Origin of the sequence: Butyricicoccus sp. AF35-5AC (assembly GCF_003477715.1) — a bacterium.
Lineage (GTDB): Bacteria > Bacillota > Clostridia > Oscillospirales > Butyricicoccaceae > Agathobaculum > Agathobaculum butyriciproducens.
Genome location: NZ_QUDX01000004.1, coordinates 12,385 through 28,209 on the forward strand (window position 1 = coordinate 12,385; position 15,825 = coordinate 28,209).

Sequence of the window (15,825 nt, forward strand, 5' to 3'; positions counted from 1 at the left end):
CCGAAGCCAAAATCAGGGCGCAAAATTTCCGCAAAGCGCCGCGGCAGCGCGACCGGAGCCTGCGCAAGGAGCCGCGGCTTTAATTGTGCGGTGTTGCCTTTAGATAGTGAAAAGGTGGAATACCTTGGTTGCCAACTCGGAAGCGAGGATCGCTGCCAGCATCACCGGAGCCACCCAGCGCACCATAACGCGGTGCAGCTTTTCGCGGTGGAACGAACCGGCGCCTTCCTTTACCTCGTTTGCGATGACCTTGGTGCCGACTACATGACCAATCAGGATGCAGGTGAGCAGCGCCACGATCGGCATGAGCACGGAGTTGGAAATAAAGTCAAAGAAGTCGAGGAACTGCATGCCAATAACGGTAATCGTTGCCCACGGACCATAGCCAAGACAGGACAGCATGCCAATGAGCAGGCAGCTTGCCGTAATAACGATGGTAGCCGTCTTGCGCTTCATGTGTGCCTTGTCCATCAGCACGGAAACCAGTGTTTCCATCAGCGAAATGGAGGAGGTCAGCGCCGCAAACAGCACGAGCAGGAAGAATACTGCGCCGATAATGGTGCCAAACTTCATGGAGTCGAATACCATCGGCAGAGTGATGAACATCAAACCCGGACCGCTGTTTACCTGAGACGGATCGCCGCCGTTGAACGCGATAACCGCCGGAATAATCATCAGACCGGCCACAAACGCGAACAGCGTGTCGAAAATCTCAATCTGGGTGACAGAGTGCTCAAGCAGATTTTCCTTCTGCATATAGGAGCCGTAGGTGATCATAATACCCATTGCCAGCGACATCGAGTAGAACATCTGTCCCATCGCGCCAAGCACGGTAGATACCGAAAACTGCGAGAAATCGGGCAGAATATAATATTTCAGACCCTGCAGTGCACCCGGAATGGTCAGCGAGTAGATTGCGATAACGATCGCCAGAATGGCGAGAATCGGCATCATGATACGGCTCGCCTTCTCGATACCCTTTTCAACACCGAAGATAACGACAATGGTGGTCGCCAGCACGAACAGGATGAACCACGGGGTCGGTCCATTTAAGCTGAAAATCGTCGAGGACAGCGAACCCGCATCGTAGCCAATGAAACTGCTGAAAAATCCGCCGTTGTCGGCCGCCTCCAGTGCGTTGCCGCTGATAAAGGTGAACAGGTATTTCATAACCCATCCGCCGATAACACAGTAATACGGCGTGATGATGAACGGCACGAACGCCGCCAGCCAGCCGAGGAATCCGAACCGCTTATCAAGCGCCTTGTACGCACCGATACAAGACAGACGGGTCTTTCGTCCGATGGCAATCTCGGTAATCATCAGCGAAAAGCCGAACGTCAGCGCGAGAATGAGATACACCAGCAGGAAAATACCGCCGCCGTACCGTGCCGCCAGATAGGGGAATCGCCAAAGGTTGCCCAGACCTACCGCCGAGCCTGCCGCCGCCAGCACGAAACCAATTCGGCTGGAGAAGCTGCTTCTCTTTTTTTGTTCCATGTTTTGTGTTTTACTCCCTTACATACAATATCTTTTAGCCTGTTCGAAATGACAGCCATAATGAAATAAAAGTATTTTTATTGTACCATATCCGAAAGTTTTTCACAAGCTGTTTGCAGGAAAAGTCCATTGTGCTATAATATCTTTTATCAGATATGATTGTTTTATCTGCCATAATTTGAAAGAAACGGCAGCATTCCTTCCGCAGAGCGGGCTGCTCTCTATCTTTAAGCATATATGAAAATAAACCATAAACGAGGTGTATTGACATGAAAAAATACAAATTCGGTGTTCTCGGTGCCGGCAACATGGGTACCGCTATCGCGGAAGGCGCAGTGCGCGCAGGCCGTTTCACGCCTGAGCAGGTTCTGATGTTCAACCGCAGCGAGGAAAAACGCGCCGCTCATGCAGCCAAGGGCTACGCCGTCACAGGTGACTATACCGAGGTCTACGCAGAAAGCGAGATCGTGCTGCTGGCCGTCAAGCCGCAGAATTTTGACGAAATCCTGCCGAATCTGGCGAAATTTGAAGGAGAAAAGCCGCTTGTCGTATCCATTGCCGCAGGCGTGACCTTCGCCAAGCTGGAGGGTGCGCTCGGCGCGGACACCGCAATGATCCGCGTGATGCCGAACACGCCGCTTATGCTCGGCGAGGGCGCAACCCAGCTGGTTAAGAATGCGGCCGCAACCGACAAGCAGCTGTCCGAACTCTGTGAACTGTTCAACACCATGGGCGTTACCGTCACGTTTGAGCAGGAGAACATGCTCAACGAGGTCATTCCGTATGCCGGTTCGGCTCCGGCGTACCTGTATGCCTATGCAGACGCGTTTGTGCAGAGCGCGAAGCAGCACGGTATCAACGAGGACGACGCGCTGACGCTCATCTGTCAGACCATGATCGGCTCGGCCAAAATGCTGCTGCGCCGCGATAAGACGCCGGCAGAGCTGATCCGCGCGGTGTGCTCGCCCGGCGGCACCACTATTGAGGGCATGAAGGTGCTTGAGGATCGTGATCTGTACGGAATCGTGTCGGAAGCCTGCGATAAATGCATTAAGCGCGCCTATGAGCTCGGCTAAATGTGCCGTTAGCATTGACTTTGCTCCGTCCGTATGGTAAAGTATAGGCAAAGCACTTAATCGGCATTTACGCTGTATTTTGTTTAATTGATTTTTATTATGAAAATAGTTCCGCATCATTTGAGAGGGAGTGGATACCGTGAAAAATTCTACCAAGGTGAAAGCAGGTCTGCTGCTGACCAGCCTTGCCTGTGCAGCCGGTGCTACCGCAGCGCTTGTCATGCTTCAGAAAAAGCGTGAAGAGGAAGTTTACCACGAGGCTGAACTGAAGGCCATGGATGAGCTGGAGGAAATGATGCGTGCCGAGTCCGACTGTGCCTCCTGCGCATGCGCAGAGGAGTGTGCGGATACTTCGGTATATCAGGACGCATTTGACGATGCGCCCAAGGCAGCTGAACCGGTGGCTGAGGAGCCGCAGGCTGAGGCCGAGGAAGAGCCGGAAGCCGAAGAGGACTAACCCAATGTTACCAGCAAACGGACGGAATACTCCGTCCGTTTTGTTTATCCAAATAGCTAAAATAAGGAGTTTTTACCCATGATTGAATACGAAGGCAGAGTTTTTCGTCCGCCCTCTGAGGCATACAGCCTGATTGTGCAGGTCACCATCGGCTGCAGCCACAACAAGTGCACCTTCTGCGATATGTACAAGGAAAAGCGTTTCCACGTACGCAAGCTGGAGGAGGTCAAAGCAGATTTTGATGAAGCACGCCGCATGTACCGCCGTGTCGGCCGTATTTTTCTGGCAGACGGCGATGCGCTGATGTGCCGTCCCGAGCACATGGCCGAAATCCTGCGCTACATCAAGAAGGTATTTCCGGAGTGTGAACGCGTTACCAGCTATGGCTCTCCGGCGTCCATTCTGTGCAAAAAGCAGGAAGATTTGAACATGCTGCACGATTTAGGTCTGGAGATGATCTATCTGGGTCTGGAATCCGGCTCGGATGAGGTACTGCGCCGCATCAACAAGGGCGAAACCGCCGATGAGATCGTTCGTGCAGGCTTGATGGTCAAGGAAGCCGGCATGAAGCTGTCCGTTACCTGCATTGCGGGTCTCGGCTCGCTGGAGCTGAGCGAGGAGCACGCCATCAAGACCGCAGAAGCACTCTCCCGCATGAAGCCGGAGTACATCGGCCTGCTGACCCTGCTGTTTGAGCTGCCGACACCGCTCATGCGCGACTGGCAGGAGGGCCGTTTCTACCTGATGAACCCGATTGAAATCGCGCACGAAACCCTCATCCTGCTCGAGCATATCGACTCCGAGGGCAGTATTTTCCGTGCAAATCACGCGTCTAACTACGTTAATCTGGCGGGCACGCTCAATCAGGACAGGGAAGCCATGTGTGCACGTCTGCGCAAGGCACTTGAGGGCAAAATCAAATTCAAGAGCGAGCAATACCGGGCAAGATAACCAATTTAATGCAACTTAAATTGTGATAATCCGCAAAATTGTTAACATTCTGTGTTGTTTGCGTTACAATTTTCAAAAAAGCGAGACAATGTGCAAAAAGTGTGCTATACTATCTTTAATCGTGAAAAGCGGAGAGGATGCTTTTCGGGTGTTAAGAAATTGTTAATTTAATATTTACTGTTAGCATTAACATATGTTCCGTCTTGGAGGACTGATAAATGGATTCCGTATCCCACATTCGCGTTGCAAATCTGCTGATGGATTACGTTGAGCAGACCTGCGGCGTGACCTTTGATCAGAGCGGTTTTATTTACGGCAATCTGAAACCGGATCTGACCGGTACTTACCTCACCAAACGCCATAACCCGTCCATTATGATGGATGAGGTGATGGAAAAAATCCGCACTTTTACGCACAAGTATACCATCGGGCGTACCAACGGACGCGAGCTGTCGGTCGATCTCGGCGAAATCTGCCACTACATGACCGACTTTTTCACCTACCCGCACAACGACGATATCTACGAGCACAATCTGCTCGCACATTATGTTTATGAAAAGCGCGTTGCACTGGTAATTCGTCGCCGTATGACCGAAGATAAGTTTGAGAAATGGGCAAGTCCCATCATTCCGCCCACGACCGTGGACACACTCGTGAACCGCATTTCCACGATGCACGAGGCTTACCGCACTTCGACTAAGCCGCATGGCATCAACGACGATCTGCAGCATATCTGCATCGCTACCGCTACCGTGGTGCTGTCTATCATCAGCATCGTTTACGAGCAGATCGAGGATACTGCAGTCGCTACCGCGTAAAACTGTATAAGTCAAAAAACCGCCTTTACAGGCGGTTTTTCTGTTTTTCAGACACAAAAAGACGAGTCCAAACAGACTCGTCTTTTGCTGTTTATTCTTCGGTGGACTCTGCGTTTTCAGCGGATTCAGAGGTTTCTTCCTCGGCTTCTGCCGGGTCTTCCTCCTCCTTGTCCGTGCGGGCAATCGAGATAACCTTCACGTCCTCACCGGTGCGCATTACGATAACGCCCTGCGAGCCGCGGCCGCATTCGCGGATCTCCTCAACGCCGGTACGGATGATAACGCCATCATCGGTGATGATCATAACATCGTTTTCGCTGTCTACAACCGCGATGCCTGCCACCAGACCGGTCTTTTCGGTCAGGTTATGCAGCATCATGCCGCCGCCGCCGCGATGATGCACGGTGAACTCCTCAACCGGGGTACGCTTGCCGTAGCCGTTCTCGGTGATGGAGAGCACAAATGCGTCCTTGCGGGCACGCGCCGCACCGATAACGTAATCGCCCTCGGCCAGCTTGATGCCGCGCACGCCGGTAGCCACACGGCCCATTGCACGAACCTCGTTCTCATCAAAGCAGATGGCCTTGCCCTCGTGGGTGGCGATCAGGATGTTCTGCTCGCCGTCAGTCAGGCGAACGTCAACCAATGCGTCATCCTCGTTGAGGTTTAGTGCGCGCAGACCCGCGCGGCGGATGTTCTGCAGGTCGCTCAGTACGATGCGCTTTGCAATACCCTGACGGGTGACGAAGAACAGGAACTTATCGTCTGCAAACTCCTGAATCGGGAACATTGCGGTGATTTTTTCGCCGTTTTCCAGTTCCAGCAGGTTAACAATGTTCATACCCTTCGCCGAGCGTCCAGTCTCCGGAATCTGGTAGCCCTTCAGCTTGTAAACCTTGCCGCGATCCGAGAAGAACAGGATGGTGTCATGCGTGGACGCGGTGAAGATATCCTTTGCGAAGTCCTCCTCACGGGTGCTCATCGCAGAAACACCGCGGCCGCCGCGGCGCTGTGCGCGGTAAACCGAGGTCGGCTGGCGCTTGATATAGCCGAAGTGGGTGAGGGTATAGGCGCAGTCCTGCTGCTCGATGAGATCCTCAATGTCAATCTCATCTGCTACATTTTCGATACGGGTATGTCGCTCATCGCCGTACTTCTGCTTGATTTCCTGCAGCTCCTGCTTGACAACAGCAAGAATATTCGCATCGCACGACAGAATTTCCTCAAAACCTGCAATGCGGCTCTCGAGGTCCTTATACTCGTCGTTGATCTTCTCCTGCTCCAGACCGGACAGGCGGCCCAGACGCATATCTACGATGGCCTGCGCCTGCGGCTCGTCAAGGTGGAACTCGAAGTGCTCCGAGCCGTCCACGATGCCGAGCAGCGCAATCTGATCAATCCAGAACGGCTCTGCCATCAGGTTTTCCTTGGCTTCAGCTTCGTTTCTGGAAGCGCGGATGATGGCAATAATACGGTCGATATTGTCGGTTGCGACCTTGAGGCCCTCCAGAATGTGTGCACGATCGCGCGCTTTCTTGAGGTCAAAGCGTGTGCGGCGCTCGACAACGTCCTTCTGGAAGCCGATATACTGGTCGAGGATCTGGCGCAGCGTCAGCACACGCGGCTGCAGCTTGCCGCCCGCACCCGGCACGAGTGCGATGTGGATCATCGAAATGGTATCCTCGAGCTGCGAATAGGTGAACAGCTGGTTGAGGATGACCTGCGCGTTGGCATCGCGGCGAACATCCACGACAATCTGCATACCCTCGCGAGAGGAATGGTCCTGAATGTTCGTGATGCCGTCGATGCGCTTGTCTTTGACCAGATTTGCCATGGACTCGACCAGACGCGCCTTGTTTACCATGTACGGGATCTCGGTAATAACGATCTGGCTCTTGCCGTTCGGCAGATCTACAATCTCGGTCTTTGCGCGAACCTTGATCTTGCCGCGGCCGGTTGCATAAGCCGCACGGATGCCGCTGCGGCCCATGATCACGCCGCCGGTCGGGAAGTCCGGTCCCTTGATGAACTGGCAGATTTCGTCCATCTCCGCCTCGGGATGGTCGATGACATAGCAGGTGCCGTCGATGACCTCGGAAAGATTATGCGGCGGGATGTTGGTCGCCATGCCGACCGCGATACCGGACGAGCCGTTCACCAGCAGGTTAGGGAAGCGGGAAGGCAGTACGACCGGCTCCTGGCGCTCCTCATCGAAGTTCGGCTGGAAATCGACCGTGTTTTTCTTGATATCCGCTAGCATGTAGTTTGCCAGCTTGGCCATGCGGGCCTCGGTGTAACGGTAAGCTGCCGGAGGGTCGCCGTCCACGGAACCGAAGTTGCCGTGACCGTCGATCAGCGGATAGTGCAGCGAGAACGGCTGCGCCATACGCACCATCGCGTCGTAAACCGATGCGTCACCGTGCGGATGGTAGCGGCCGAGCACATTACCGACGGTCGTTGCCGACTTGCGGTAGGGCTTGTCCGAGGTCAGGCCGTCCTCGTACATGGCGTACAGGATGCGGCGGTGTACCGGCTTGAGGCCGTCGCGCACATCCGGCAGCGCGCGGCCGACAATAACACTCATTGCATAGTCGATATAGCTTTTCTTCATCTCGCGTTCGAGATCGACCTGCATGATTTTCTGCTGTTCGTATTCTTGACTCATTCTTTGCCTCCAGAATTGTTGGCTTATTCAGCTGTTTTAGTTATTCTCAGCTGAGTTTTACGCTTAGAGTATATTCAGAAGCTCGTCCACCTGCTCCTCGGTCGTCGCCCAGCTGGTCGCCAGACGGATGACCGTATGCTCCGCGTCATATTTCTCTATAAAGCTGTAAACTACCTTGGTTTTCAGTTCAGGCAGTCTGCTGTTTTCTACAATGATGAACTGCTGGTTGGTGGGGGACTCGATCGCAAAGCGATAGCCCTTTGCTTTGAGACCGTCCCGCAGCTTGATGGCGAGTTTGACCGCCGGTGCACAGATCTCCTCATACAGCCCGTCGGTGAACAGGGCATCGAACTGCAGCGCGTTCAGACGGCCCTTGGCGATCATTGCGCCGCGGCGCTTGACCATCGTGACGAACTGTTTCGGCATATTGCCGTGCGTGAACACAACCGCCTCGCCGCAGAGCGCGCCGCACTTGGTTCCGCCGATGTAGAACACATCAGTCAGCTTGGCAATGTCCTGCAGCGTCACATCGGTATCCGCCGTAAGGCCGTAGCCAAGGCGTGCACCGTCCAGAAACAGCGGCATGGAAAACTCTCTGCACACGGCAGAAATGCGCTCCAGCTCGTTTCTCGTGTAAAGCGTGCCGTATTCGGACGGATGTGAAATGTAAACCATGCCCGGAAATACCATGTGGTCGTGGCTTGCGTCCGCATAAAAGGTCTGAACATATTCACGGAGATCGTCCGCATCCAGCTTGCCGTTCTTATGCGGAACGGTCAGCACCTTGTGTCCGGTGGACTCGATGGCGCCGGCTTCATGCGTGTTCACATGACCGCAGGAGGACGCTACAACGCCCTCATACGGACGGAGCAGCGTATCAATGACGACCATGTTGGTCTGTGTGCCGCCGGTCAGAAAATACACCTGAGCGTCCGGGCAGTCCGCCGCTGCTTTAATCTTTTCTGCCGCCGAAGCGGTAAATTTATCGTTGCCGTAGCCGGAAACCGGCTCCATATTCGTCTGTGCCAGATGTTCTAAAACCTTGGGGTGTGCGCCATAACCGTAATCATTTTCAAAAAACAGCATAGTTTTCTCCCTTATACGTCCAAATTCATTACATATTTTGCATTTCGCTCGATAAATTCGCGTCTGGGTTCTACCTTTTCGCCCATCAGGAGTGCAAAGGTTTCATCGGCGGCTGCCGCGTCCTCCATCGTAACCTGAAGCAGCGTGCGGTGCTCCGGGTCCATGGTGGTCTCCCACAGCTGCTGCGGATCCATCTCGCCGAGGCCCTTGTAGCGCTGTACGCGCACATTGTCGCCCATTTCAGCGATGCAGTCGCGCTGCTGCTCCTCGGTGTAGGTGTAGCGGACATCCTTGCCCTTTTCGTTCTTGAACAGCGGCGGCTGTGCGATGAACACATGGCCGTGCTCGATCAGCGGGCGCATAAAGCGGAAGAAGAATGTCAGCAGCAGGGTGCGGATATGGCTGCCGTCCACATCGGCATCGGCCATCAGGATGATCTTGCCGTAACGCAGCTTTGCGAGGTCAAAATCATCACCGAAGCCCGCGCCGAACGCGGTAATCATCGGAGTCAGCTTGTCGTTGCCGTAAACACGGTCGAGACGCGCTTTTTCGACGTTCAGCATCTTGCCCCACAGCGGCAGGATCGCCTGATGACGGCGGTCGCGGCCTTCCTTGGCGGAGCCGCCTGCGGAATCACCCTCGACGATGTAGATTTCGGTGTAGGTCGGGTCCTTTTCAATGCAGTCCGCCAGCTTGCCCGGCAGGGAAGCCGAATCCAGTGCAGACTTGCGGCGGGTCATCTCGCGCGCCTTCTTTGCAGCCTCGCGGGCACGCGCGGCGGTCTGCGCCTTTTCAATAATGGTGCGGGCCACCTGCGGGTTCTCTTCGAAGAAGGTCATCAGCTTCTCGGAAACCATCGCGTCCACCAGCGCACGCATTTCGCTGTTGCCCAGCTTGGTCTTGGTCTGGCCCTCGAACTGCGCTTCCTGCAGCTTGACCGAGATAATCGCGGTCAGACCCTCACGCGCGTCCTCGCCCTTGAAGGACTCATCGTCCTTGAGCAGCTTGTATTTCTTGCCGTAATCGTTGAGTACACGGGTAAGAGCGGCCTTAAAGCCGGTCTCGTGCGTGCCGCCCTCGGTGGTGTTGATGTTGTTTGCAAAGGACAGCATCAGCTCGCTGTAGCTGTCGGTATACTGCATGGCAACCTCGGCCATCGAGGTATCGCGGCTGCCCTCCATGTAGATCACCTGATCGTGCAGCGGCGTCTTCGTGCGGTTGAGGTGCTCCACGAACTGACGGATACCGCCCTCGTAGTGCATGACCTCCTCGACCGGCTCATCGTCGCGCTCGTCGCGCAGCGTGATCTTGAGTCCGGCGTTCAGGAACGCCTGCTCGCGCAGACGCTTTTCGAGCACATCGTATTCGTAGACCGTAGTCTCGAAGATCTCCGGGTCCGCGTGGAAGCGGATGGTCGTGCCGGTTTCGCTCTCACACGGCGTATCGCGCATCTTGACGGTCGTTACACCGCGCTCAAAGCGCATGTAGTGCTTGGTATGGCCATCGCGGACCTCGGCCTCCAGCCAGTCGGACAGCGCGTTTACGACCGACGAACCAACGCCGTGCAGGCCGCCGGATACCTTGTAGCCGGAGCCATCGAACTTGCCGCCTGCGTGCAGGACGGTGAGTACAACCTCGAGCGTTGGGATGCCCATCTGCGGGTGAATACCGCAGGGAATACCACGGCCGTTATCGGCAACGCGGATGATATCGCCCTTTTCAATCGTAACTTCGATGTGCGTGCAGTAGCCTGCCAGCGCCTCGTCGATCGAGTTATCGACGATCTCATACACCAGATGGTGCAGACCGCGTGCCGAGGTAGAACCGATGTACATACCCGGGCGTTTGCGGACAGCCTCTAAGCCTTCGAGTACCTGAATCTGATTTTCATCATAGGTCTCGGTAACCTTCAGGTCGAGCACTTCGTCCTTGATTTCGATTTCTTCACTCATATCGTTAAATTTCCTTTCCAGAAATTGCGGGAACAAAATAATTGAGAATTGAAAATGGAAAATGCCGCTATCCTTGCGCGGTTATGCTTTTATTAAATCACAGCGCACCGCGCCGAACCTTCATTCTCCATTACCCATTCTCAATTTTCAATTATCAAACTGCGTAGCCCTTTTCCGCACGTCTTTGAATAGCCTGCGGAGAAAGCTGCGTCAGGTACAGGGTCTCACCGAGGGCGTTTTCGCACAGCACAGCCGCGCGCGGCAGATCGTCGTACAGCTCGATGATCCGTCCCTCGTCCTGCAGGCGTTCGAGCAGCAGGCGCGTGCGCTTGGATGCGGTCGCCGTGTCCATATCGAACACCGCAACTACGCTCTGCAAGGGCACAATGTAGTCCTGACCTAAATGTAAATACATTCTATTCCTCCGGAATAATTAGAAATTAGTAATGCGTAATTAAAGTCCTGCGGATTTTCTATCCGTTTCAACAATCGCGCGGTGCGCGACACCCCAATTCCTAATTACTAACTGGATTTAATTATACCACTTTTTTCACTAATTGTGTACCCTAAACCTAAGGAAAAACAAATATTTCTCTGTTTTTTTGAAAGAAAACAAGGGCACGGCAGGGAATTTCGAGGTGGTATCTGTTCCCGCCGTGCAATAGTTTGTAAAAATATGTGATTTTAGTGTGTTTCTGCGGATTTTTTGCCGTTTTGGATATGGAAAACCGCGCCTGCACGCAGCTTTTCCGAGATACCGTCCTCGCAGCAGGTGATCATGACCTGACCCGCCGATATGCGGTTGAGCACAAAGTCCTGACGACGGCGATCAAGCTCGCTGAGCACATCGTCGAGCAGCAGCACCGGATACTCGCCGTCCTCGTCAAAGAACAGCTCACGCTCGGCGATTTTAAGCGACAGTGTGCAGGTCCGCACCTGTCCCTGCGAGCCGAAGGAAGCGGCACTGCGGCCATCCAATAACAGCTCCAAGTCATCCTTATGCGGACCGGAAAGGCAGCTTTTAGCCGCAATCTCGGCGGTTTTATGGCTGAACACATGGTCGATAAGTTGCTTTTCGATTGTTCGAGCGTCTGCAAACGGGTCGGTGACGCTCGACACGGTCTTGTACACACCGGAGAGCACCTCGTGCGGCGCAATATCCGCATAGACGGCGGCCGCAGCCTTGAGCAGCTTACGGCAGTAGTACGCGCGGTAGCGGATAATCTGCGCGCCGATATGCGCCATGCGAAGCGAGAAATCCTCCCACATGGAGAGCAGGGAAGGCTTTTCTTCACTGTCGCGCAGAATGCGCGTTTTATGCTCGTGCAGACGGTTGTACTCCTCGAGATAGCGTGCGTAGTTGGGCCGCATCTGGCACAGCGCGGTATCGAGAAATCGGCGGCGAGCCGCCGCTCCGGCACGGACGAGCATCAGATCCTCCGGGCAGAACAGCACGGTTTTGAGCAGTCCCTGTGCGTCCGACTGGCGTTTCTGCCGCACACCGTTTTTGTAGATTTCCATCGCTTTGGTGCGGGAAAACCGCAGTTCAAGCGAGATATCGCGCTCCTGCGCGACAAAATCAGCGAAGATAAAGGCATGATTCTCTCCGAACCGCAGCCCCTCTTTTTTCTGGGCCGTGCGAAACAGCCGCATGGTCGAGCAGGCCGCTGCCGCTTCGAGCAGGTTGGTTTTGCCCTGTCCGTTTTCGCCGCAGATCAGGTTGACCGCCGGATCGAACGCAAACGATTCGTCCGCATAGTTGCGGAAATTCTGCAGTTTTAACGACTTGATGTACATGGACTTCTCCGTATTGAACATTTTGTACGATAACGAACGCACAAAATCGCGTTTATTATCGTACACTGTGTTTATTTTATTTGATGCATACCTGCTCGCCGTCCAGCTCCACCGTGTCACCGGAACGCAGCTTTTTGCCGCGCATGGTGCAGATTTCGCCGTTTACCAGCACTTCGCCCTCGGCAATGCGGATCTTCGCTTCGCCGCCGGAGCTTACCAGGTTTGCAAATTTGAGCAGTGCATCAAGTTTGATGAATTCGGTTTCAATTTTAATTTCAGTCATTGGCTTTCAGTCTCACAGGCAGTACAAGATAGGTGTATTTATCGCCTTCCATCGGCGAAATGATCATCGGGTTGAGCGCTCCCTTGAGCTGCAGCTTCACCTGCTCATCGCCGGCTGCGCGCAGCGCCTCCAGAATGTAACGGTTGTTGAAGCCGATCTCAAGGTTCTCGATCGAGCCGTCAAACGGGCATTCGTCATAACTCTTGCCGATCGCGGTCACGCACGACATCTGCACATACGAGCCGTCAAAGTGGAAGCGAATCGGGTTTTTCAGCTTTTCCGACACGATCAGAGAGACACGCTCGATGCACTGGATCAGCTCCTGGCGATCCGCCGAAACCTCGTGCTCGAACTCCTTCGGAATGGCCGCACGGTAGTTGAGAAACTCGCCGTCGATCAGACGAGTAATGAGAGTCGTGCTGCCGATGCGAAACAAAATGTTCTTGGAATCCGGGAAAATCTCGACAATATCGTCATCATCGTCCAGAATTCGTTCGATCTCGCGCAGGGACGTGCCCGGCACAACAAACTTCATATCGCCGGGAACGCCCTCGACGGTCTCACGGCGTACAGACAGGCGGTAGCCGTCAACGGCCACGACGTTCAGGCGGCTGCCTTCGATTTCAAACAAGCAGCCGGTGTGGATGGGCTTGGATTCGTTATCCGAAACCGAGAAAATGGTCTGCGCGATCATGCTCTTGAGGATGGGCTGCGGCAGAGAGAGCCCCTTGTCGCTGGCCACATCAGCCAGAGCCGGATATTCGTCAGCCTCGCTGGCCATCAGGTTGAACACTGAACGGCCGCACTTGATGGTGGTCATCAGCTTGTCGTCGGTCTCAAGGTAGACCACGTCCTGCGGCAGCTTGCGAACGATGTCACAGAACAGGCGGGAATTCAGCACGATTCTGCCGGGCTCTACCACATCGACCTGCGCGGTCGTGCGGATGCCCATGGACAGATCGTAGCCGGTGATGGTCAGAGTGTCTGCATCGGCTGCCAGCAGCAGACCTTCGAGCAGCGGCATCGAGCTTTTGCCGGTTACTGCGCGGGAGGCGATGTTGAGCAGATTCAGCAGGGTTTCTTTTTCACAGGAAAACTTCATAGTTGCTCCTCTCAGAAATGGAAATAAAACAAAGAATCAATTTATGCAATGTCTGCATATTTATAAATACACACCGGCGAATACTGTGCGATTACACACACCTCTTAATGACTGTGTCCTCGACACACGAACAGCCTTCAGCAGGCATTGCCAGCGGCGAGAAAGATCACACAGAATAGAAGGATAGGATATAGTATTCGTAGTAGTACCTGGGGAAATTGGGGAAAACCCGAAAATCTTCAGGTATGGCGCGGGAAATGTCGTACACAGGAGGTTGTGGATGAAAAATAAACGATACACAGTGAAAATAACCCCGTTATTTATCCACAGAGTTATCCATGTGGAATCCACAGGTTGGTTGGGGATAATTAAACTGTGCATTTTTAGGCTGTGGAAAAGTTGTTTTGCACGAATGCACGGTAAAGATCAGCCGTCGCCGCGGATATTATTATGCAGCTTTTTGATGACGTCCTCGGTCTCACGGGAGTTCTTGCGCTCCTCCTCGATCTTGTTGCAGGCGTGCATGACGGTGGTATGGTCGCGCTTGAATATCTTTGCAATATCGGGGAAGGAGTATTCAAGCTCCTGCCGGATCATGTACATCGCCATCTGCCGCGGGTAGGCTACATCCTTGGAGCGATTCTGCGAGATCATCTGCTCGACCGGGATATAGAAGTAGTTCGCTACCGCTTCCATAATGCGCTCCGGTGTCGGATTGAGACCCGGATTCTCGGTGCGCAACGCGTCGATCGCGTTTTCTGCAAGCGAAACCGTGATGCGTTCGCCCATCAGCTCGTGCATGGCCTTGATCTTTTTGACCGCGCCTTCGAGCTGGCGGATATTTGCCTGGATATTCTCTGCAATGTAGTTGGATACGTCATCGGGCAGTTCAACGCCCATTTTGACCGCTTTATCGCGGATAATGGCGATTCTGGTCTCAAAATCAGGCGGCTGAATATCAGCCAGCAGACCCCATTCAAAACGGGTCTTCATGCGGTCCTCGAGTGTGTTGATTTCCTTCGGCGGACGGTCGGAAGTGAGCACGATCTGCTTTTTTGCCTCGTAAAGCGCGTTAAAGGTATGGAAAAATTCTTCCTGCGTGCGCTCCTTGCCGGCGATGAACTGCACGTCGTCCAGCAGCAGCAGGTCAACCATGCGGTACTTGTTGCGGAACGCCTGTACGTTGCCTTCCTGGATGGCGGTGATCAGCTCGTTGGTGAAATCCTCACCCTTTACATATATAATGCGGTATTCCGGATGGGTGCGACGAAGCACGTTTGCGATCGCATACATCAGATGCGTTTTGCCCAGACCCGAGTTGCCGTAGATGAAGAGCGGGTTGTTCTCTGCCGCCGGGCGCTGCGAAACCGCAAGGGCAGCCGCATGCGCGAATTTGTTGCTCGAACCAACGATAAAACGCTCAAATGTGTAGTCGTCATACGGAGAAGTGCTCGTGCTCGGCGCGGTGTATTCGCCGGTCACTACAACGACCGTGATCGGGTCGCCGGTTAGGTTGTGCAGCACCTCCTGTAAAGGAGCGATAAATTTGGACTCGATAAATTCTTTCTTAAAGGGCACCGGAGAGTGCAGCACCAGCCGATTATCCCCAAAGGAAACGACCGTTACGTCGTCAAACCAAGCGGAAATGGTGGAAGGAGGGAAGTCCAGCTGCTCGAGCGCCATCTCCAATATATTGTTTGCCATAGGGCGCCTCCTGTCGATAATGATTCTATTTTATAATAGCATATTTTATCCACAAGTTCAATGCGTCGATGTGGATAACTGTTCGGCGGCGTGTCGCGTGGCAGCATGATTTTGAACAGCCGAACCGGTTTATTTACTTCGCGGAATTTAAAAAAATCGGCGTTTTTTACGTCAAAATAATCGGAAATTAAAGCTGGTTGGGAAAAATGCACGGAGTTTTTTATGAAAACTGCGGAATTTCTGCAAAAATTCATCGAGAATAGACGGATTTTCCGCGAAAATCCGAAAATCCACAGATTGCTGAAAACCGAGATTCCGCAAGCCATTGAGCATATGTTTCTATTTATCCACAACATGTTGACAACCTGTGCAAACTGCTGAAATTCGTTCCGAGGGTTGGAAAAAATACTTGACAAAATCGAACCTATATAGGA

General features: G+C 53.7%; 13 protein-coding genes. 4 read left to right on the plus strand and 9 right to left on the minus strand.

Annotated features, from left to right (window positions below; translation table 11 throughout):
* Window positions 1-99 precede the first annotated feature (99 nt).
* Entirely contained in the window at window positions 100-1,500 is a 1,401-nt protein-coding gene (locus tag DWZ82_RS06830) for a sodium-dependent transporter (RefSeq protein WP_118479704.1), read from the minus strand.
* 269 nt (window positions 1,501-1,769) lie between these two features.
* On the opposite strand from DWZ82_RS06830, the gene proC reads away from it, so the two are divergent.
* From proC to DWZ82_RS06850, 4 genes are all read left to right on the plus strand, one after another.
* The gene (gene proC, locus DWZ82_RS06835) at window positions 1,770-2,576 is read left to right on the plus strand and encodes a pyrroline-5-carboxylate reductase (RefSeq protein WP_118479706.1); all 807 of its coding nucleotides are present in this window, start codon (window positions 1,770-1,772) and stop codon (window positions 2,574-2,576) included.
* Window positions 2,577-2,715: 139 nt separating this feature from the next.
* A complete protein-coding gene (locus tag DWZ82_RS06840; protein ID WP_117491180.1) occupies window positions 2,716-3,033 on the plus strand; it encodes a hypothetical protein in 318 nt (105 codons plus the stop codon).
* A gap of 81 nt (window positions 3,034-3,114) precedes the next feature.
* Window positions 3,115-3,984 carry a radical SAM protein gene (locus tag DWZ82_RS06845; RefSeq protein WP_442861222.1) on the plus strand — a complete coding sequence of 290 codons (870 nt, stop codon included), beginning with the start codon at window positions 3,115-3,117 and terminating at the stop codon, window positions 3,982-3,984.
* 218 nt (window positions 3,985-4,202) lie between these two features.
* On the plus strand, window positions 4,203-4,802 hold the full coding sequence (locus DWZ82_RS06850; RefSeq protein WP_118479710.1) for a zinc dependent phospholipase C family protein: 600 nt from the start codon (window positions 4,203-4,205) through the stop codon (window positions 4,800-4,802).
* Between the two features lie 91 nt (window positions 4,803-4,893).
* Here the strand turns inward: DWZ82_RS06850 and gyrA are convergent, their stop codons facing one another.
* The 8 genes from gyrA to dnaA all read right to left on the minus strand — a co-directional run bounded on the left by gyrA (window position 4,894) and on the right by dnaA (window position 15,391).
* The gene (gene gyrA / locus DWZ82_RS06855) at window positions 4,894-7,467 is read right to left on the minus strand and encodes a DNA gyrase subunit A (RefSeq protein ID WP_118479712.1); all 2,574 of its coding nucleotides are present in this window, start codon (window positions 7,465-7,467) and stop codon (window positions 4,894-4,896) included.
* Between the two features lie 63 nt (window positions 7,468-7,530).
* The gene (locus DWZ82_RS06860) at window positions 7,531-8,553 is read right to left on the minus strand and encodes a threonine aldolase family protein (RefSeq protein ID WP_118479714.1); all 1,023 of its coding nucleotides are present in this window, start codon (window positions 8,551-8,553) and stop codon (window positions 7,531-7,533) included.
* A gap of 11 nt (window positions 8,554-8,564) precedes the next feature.
* Window positions 8,565-10,505, minus strand: coding sequence for a DNA topoisomerase (ATP-hydrolyzing) subunit B (gene gyrB, locus DWZ82_RS06865; protein ID WP_118360549.1), 1,941 nt, complete (start codon window positions 10,503-10,505; stop codon window positions 8,565-8,567).
* Window positions 10,506-10,659: 154 nt separating this feature from the next.
* Window positions 10,660-10,920 carry an extracellular matrix regulator RemB gene (remB, locus tag DWZ82_RS06870; RefSeq protein WP_110435761.1) on the minus strand — a complete coding sequence of 87 codons (261 nt, stop codon included), beginning with the start codon at window positions 10,918-10,920 and terminating at the stop codon, window positions 10,660-10,662.
* Between the two features lie 269 nt (window positions 10,921-11,189).
* Window positions 11,190-12,302, minus strand: a complete 1,113-nt coding sequence (recF, locus tag DWZ82_RS06875) for a DNA replication/repair protein RecF (RefSeq protein ID WP_118479716.1) — start codon at window positions 12,300-12,302, stop codon at window positions 11,190-11,192.
* Window positions 12,303-12,378: 76 nt separating this feature from the next.
* Window positions 12,379-12,585 (minus strand): S4 domain-containing protein YaaA, encoded by a 207-nt coding sequence (gene yaaA, locus DWZ82_RS06880; protein ID WP_118360550.1) that lies wholly within the window; start codon window positions 12,583-12,585, stop codon window positions 12,379-12,381.
* Window positions 12,578-13,687, minus strand: a complete 1,110-nt coding sequence (gene dnaN / locus DWZ82_RS06885; protein ID WP_118360551.1) for a DNA polymerase III subunit beta — start codon at window positions 13,685-13,687, stop codon at window positions 12,578-12,580. The genes yaaA and dnaN overlap by 8 nt, the downstream gene beginning before the upstream one ends.
* A gap of 426 nt (window positions 13,688-14,113) precedes the next feature.
* The gene (gene dnaA / locus DWZ82_RS06890) at window positions 14,114-15,391 is read right to left on the minus strand and encodes a chromosomal replication initiator protein DnaA (RefSeq protein WP_243022900.1); all 1,278 of its coding nucleotides are present in this window, start codon (window positions 15,389-15,391) and stop codon (window positions 14,114-14,116) included.
* Between the last annotated feature and the right edge of the window lie 434 nt (window positions 15,392-15,825).

Excerpts from the sequence above, each read along its gene's own strand:
- recF (WP_118479716.1), bottom strand. The coding sequence starts at position 12,302 with ATGTACATCAAGTCGTTAAAACTGCAGAATTTCCGCAACTATGCGGAC.
- DWZ82_RS06860 (WP_118479714.1), bottom strand. The coding sequence starts at position 8,553 with ATGCTGTTTTTTGAAAATGATTACGGTTATGGCGCACACCCCAAGGTT.
- DWZ82_RS06830 (WP_118479704.1), bottom strand. The coding sequence starts at position 1,500 with ATGGAACAAAAAAAGAGAAGCAGCTTCTCCAGCCGAATTGGTTTCGTG.
- dnaA (WP_243022900.1), bottom strand. The coding sequence starts at position 15,391 with ATGGCAAACAATATATTGGAGATGGCGCTCGAGCAGCTGGACTTCCCT.
- proC (WP_118479706.1), top strand. The coding sequence starts at position 1,770 with ATGAAAAAATACAAATTCGGTGTTCTCGGTGCCGGCAACATGGGTACC.
- gyrB (WP_118360549.1), bottom strand. The coding sequence starts at position 10,505 with ATGAGTGAAGAAATCGAAATCAAGGACGAAGTGCTCGACCTGAAGGTT.
- dnaN (WP_118360551.1), bottom strand. The coding sequence starts at position 13,687 with ATGAAGTTTTCCTGTGAAAAAGAAACCCTGCTGAATCTGCTCAACATC.
- remB (WP_110435761.1), bottom strand. The coding sequence starts at position 10,920 with ATGTATTTACATTTAGGTCAGGACTACATTGTGCCCTTGCAGAGCGTA.
- DWZ82_RS06850 (WP_118479710.1), top strand. The coding sequence starts at position 4,203 with ATGGATTCCGTATCCCACATTCGCGTTGCAAATCTGCTGATGGATTAC.
- yaaA (WP_118360550.1), bottom strand. The coding sequence starts at position 12,585 with ATGACTGAAATTAAAATTGAAACCGAATTCATCAAACTTGATGCACTG.
- gyrA (WP_118479712.1), bottom strand. The coding sequence starts at position 7,467 with ATGAGTCAAGAATACGAACAGCAGAAAATCATGCAGGTCGATCTCGAA.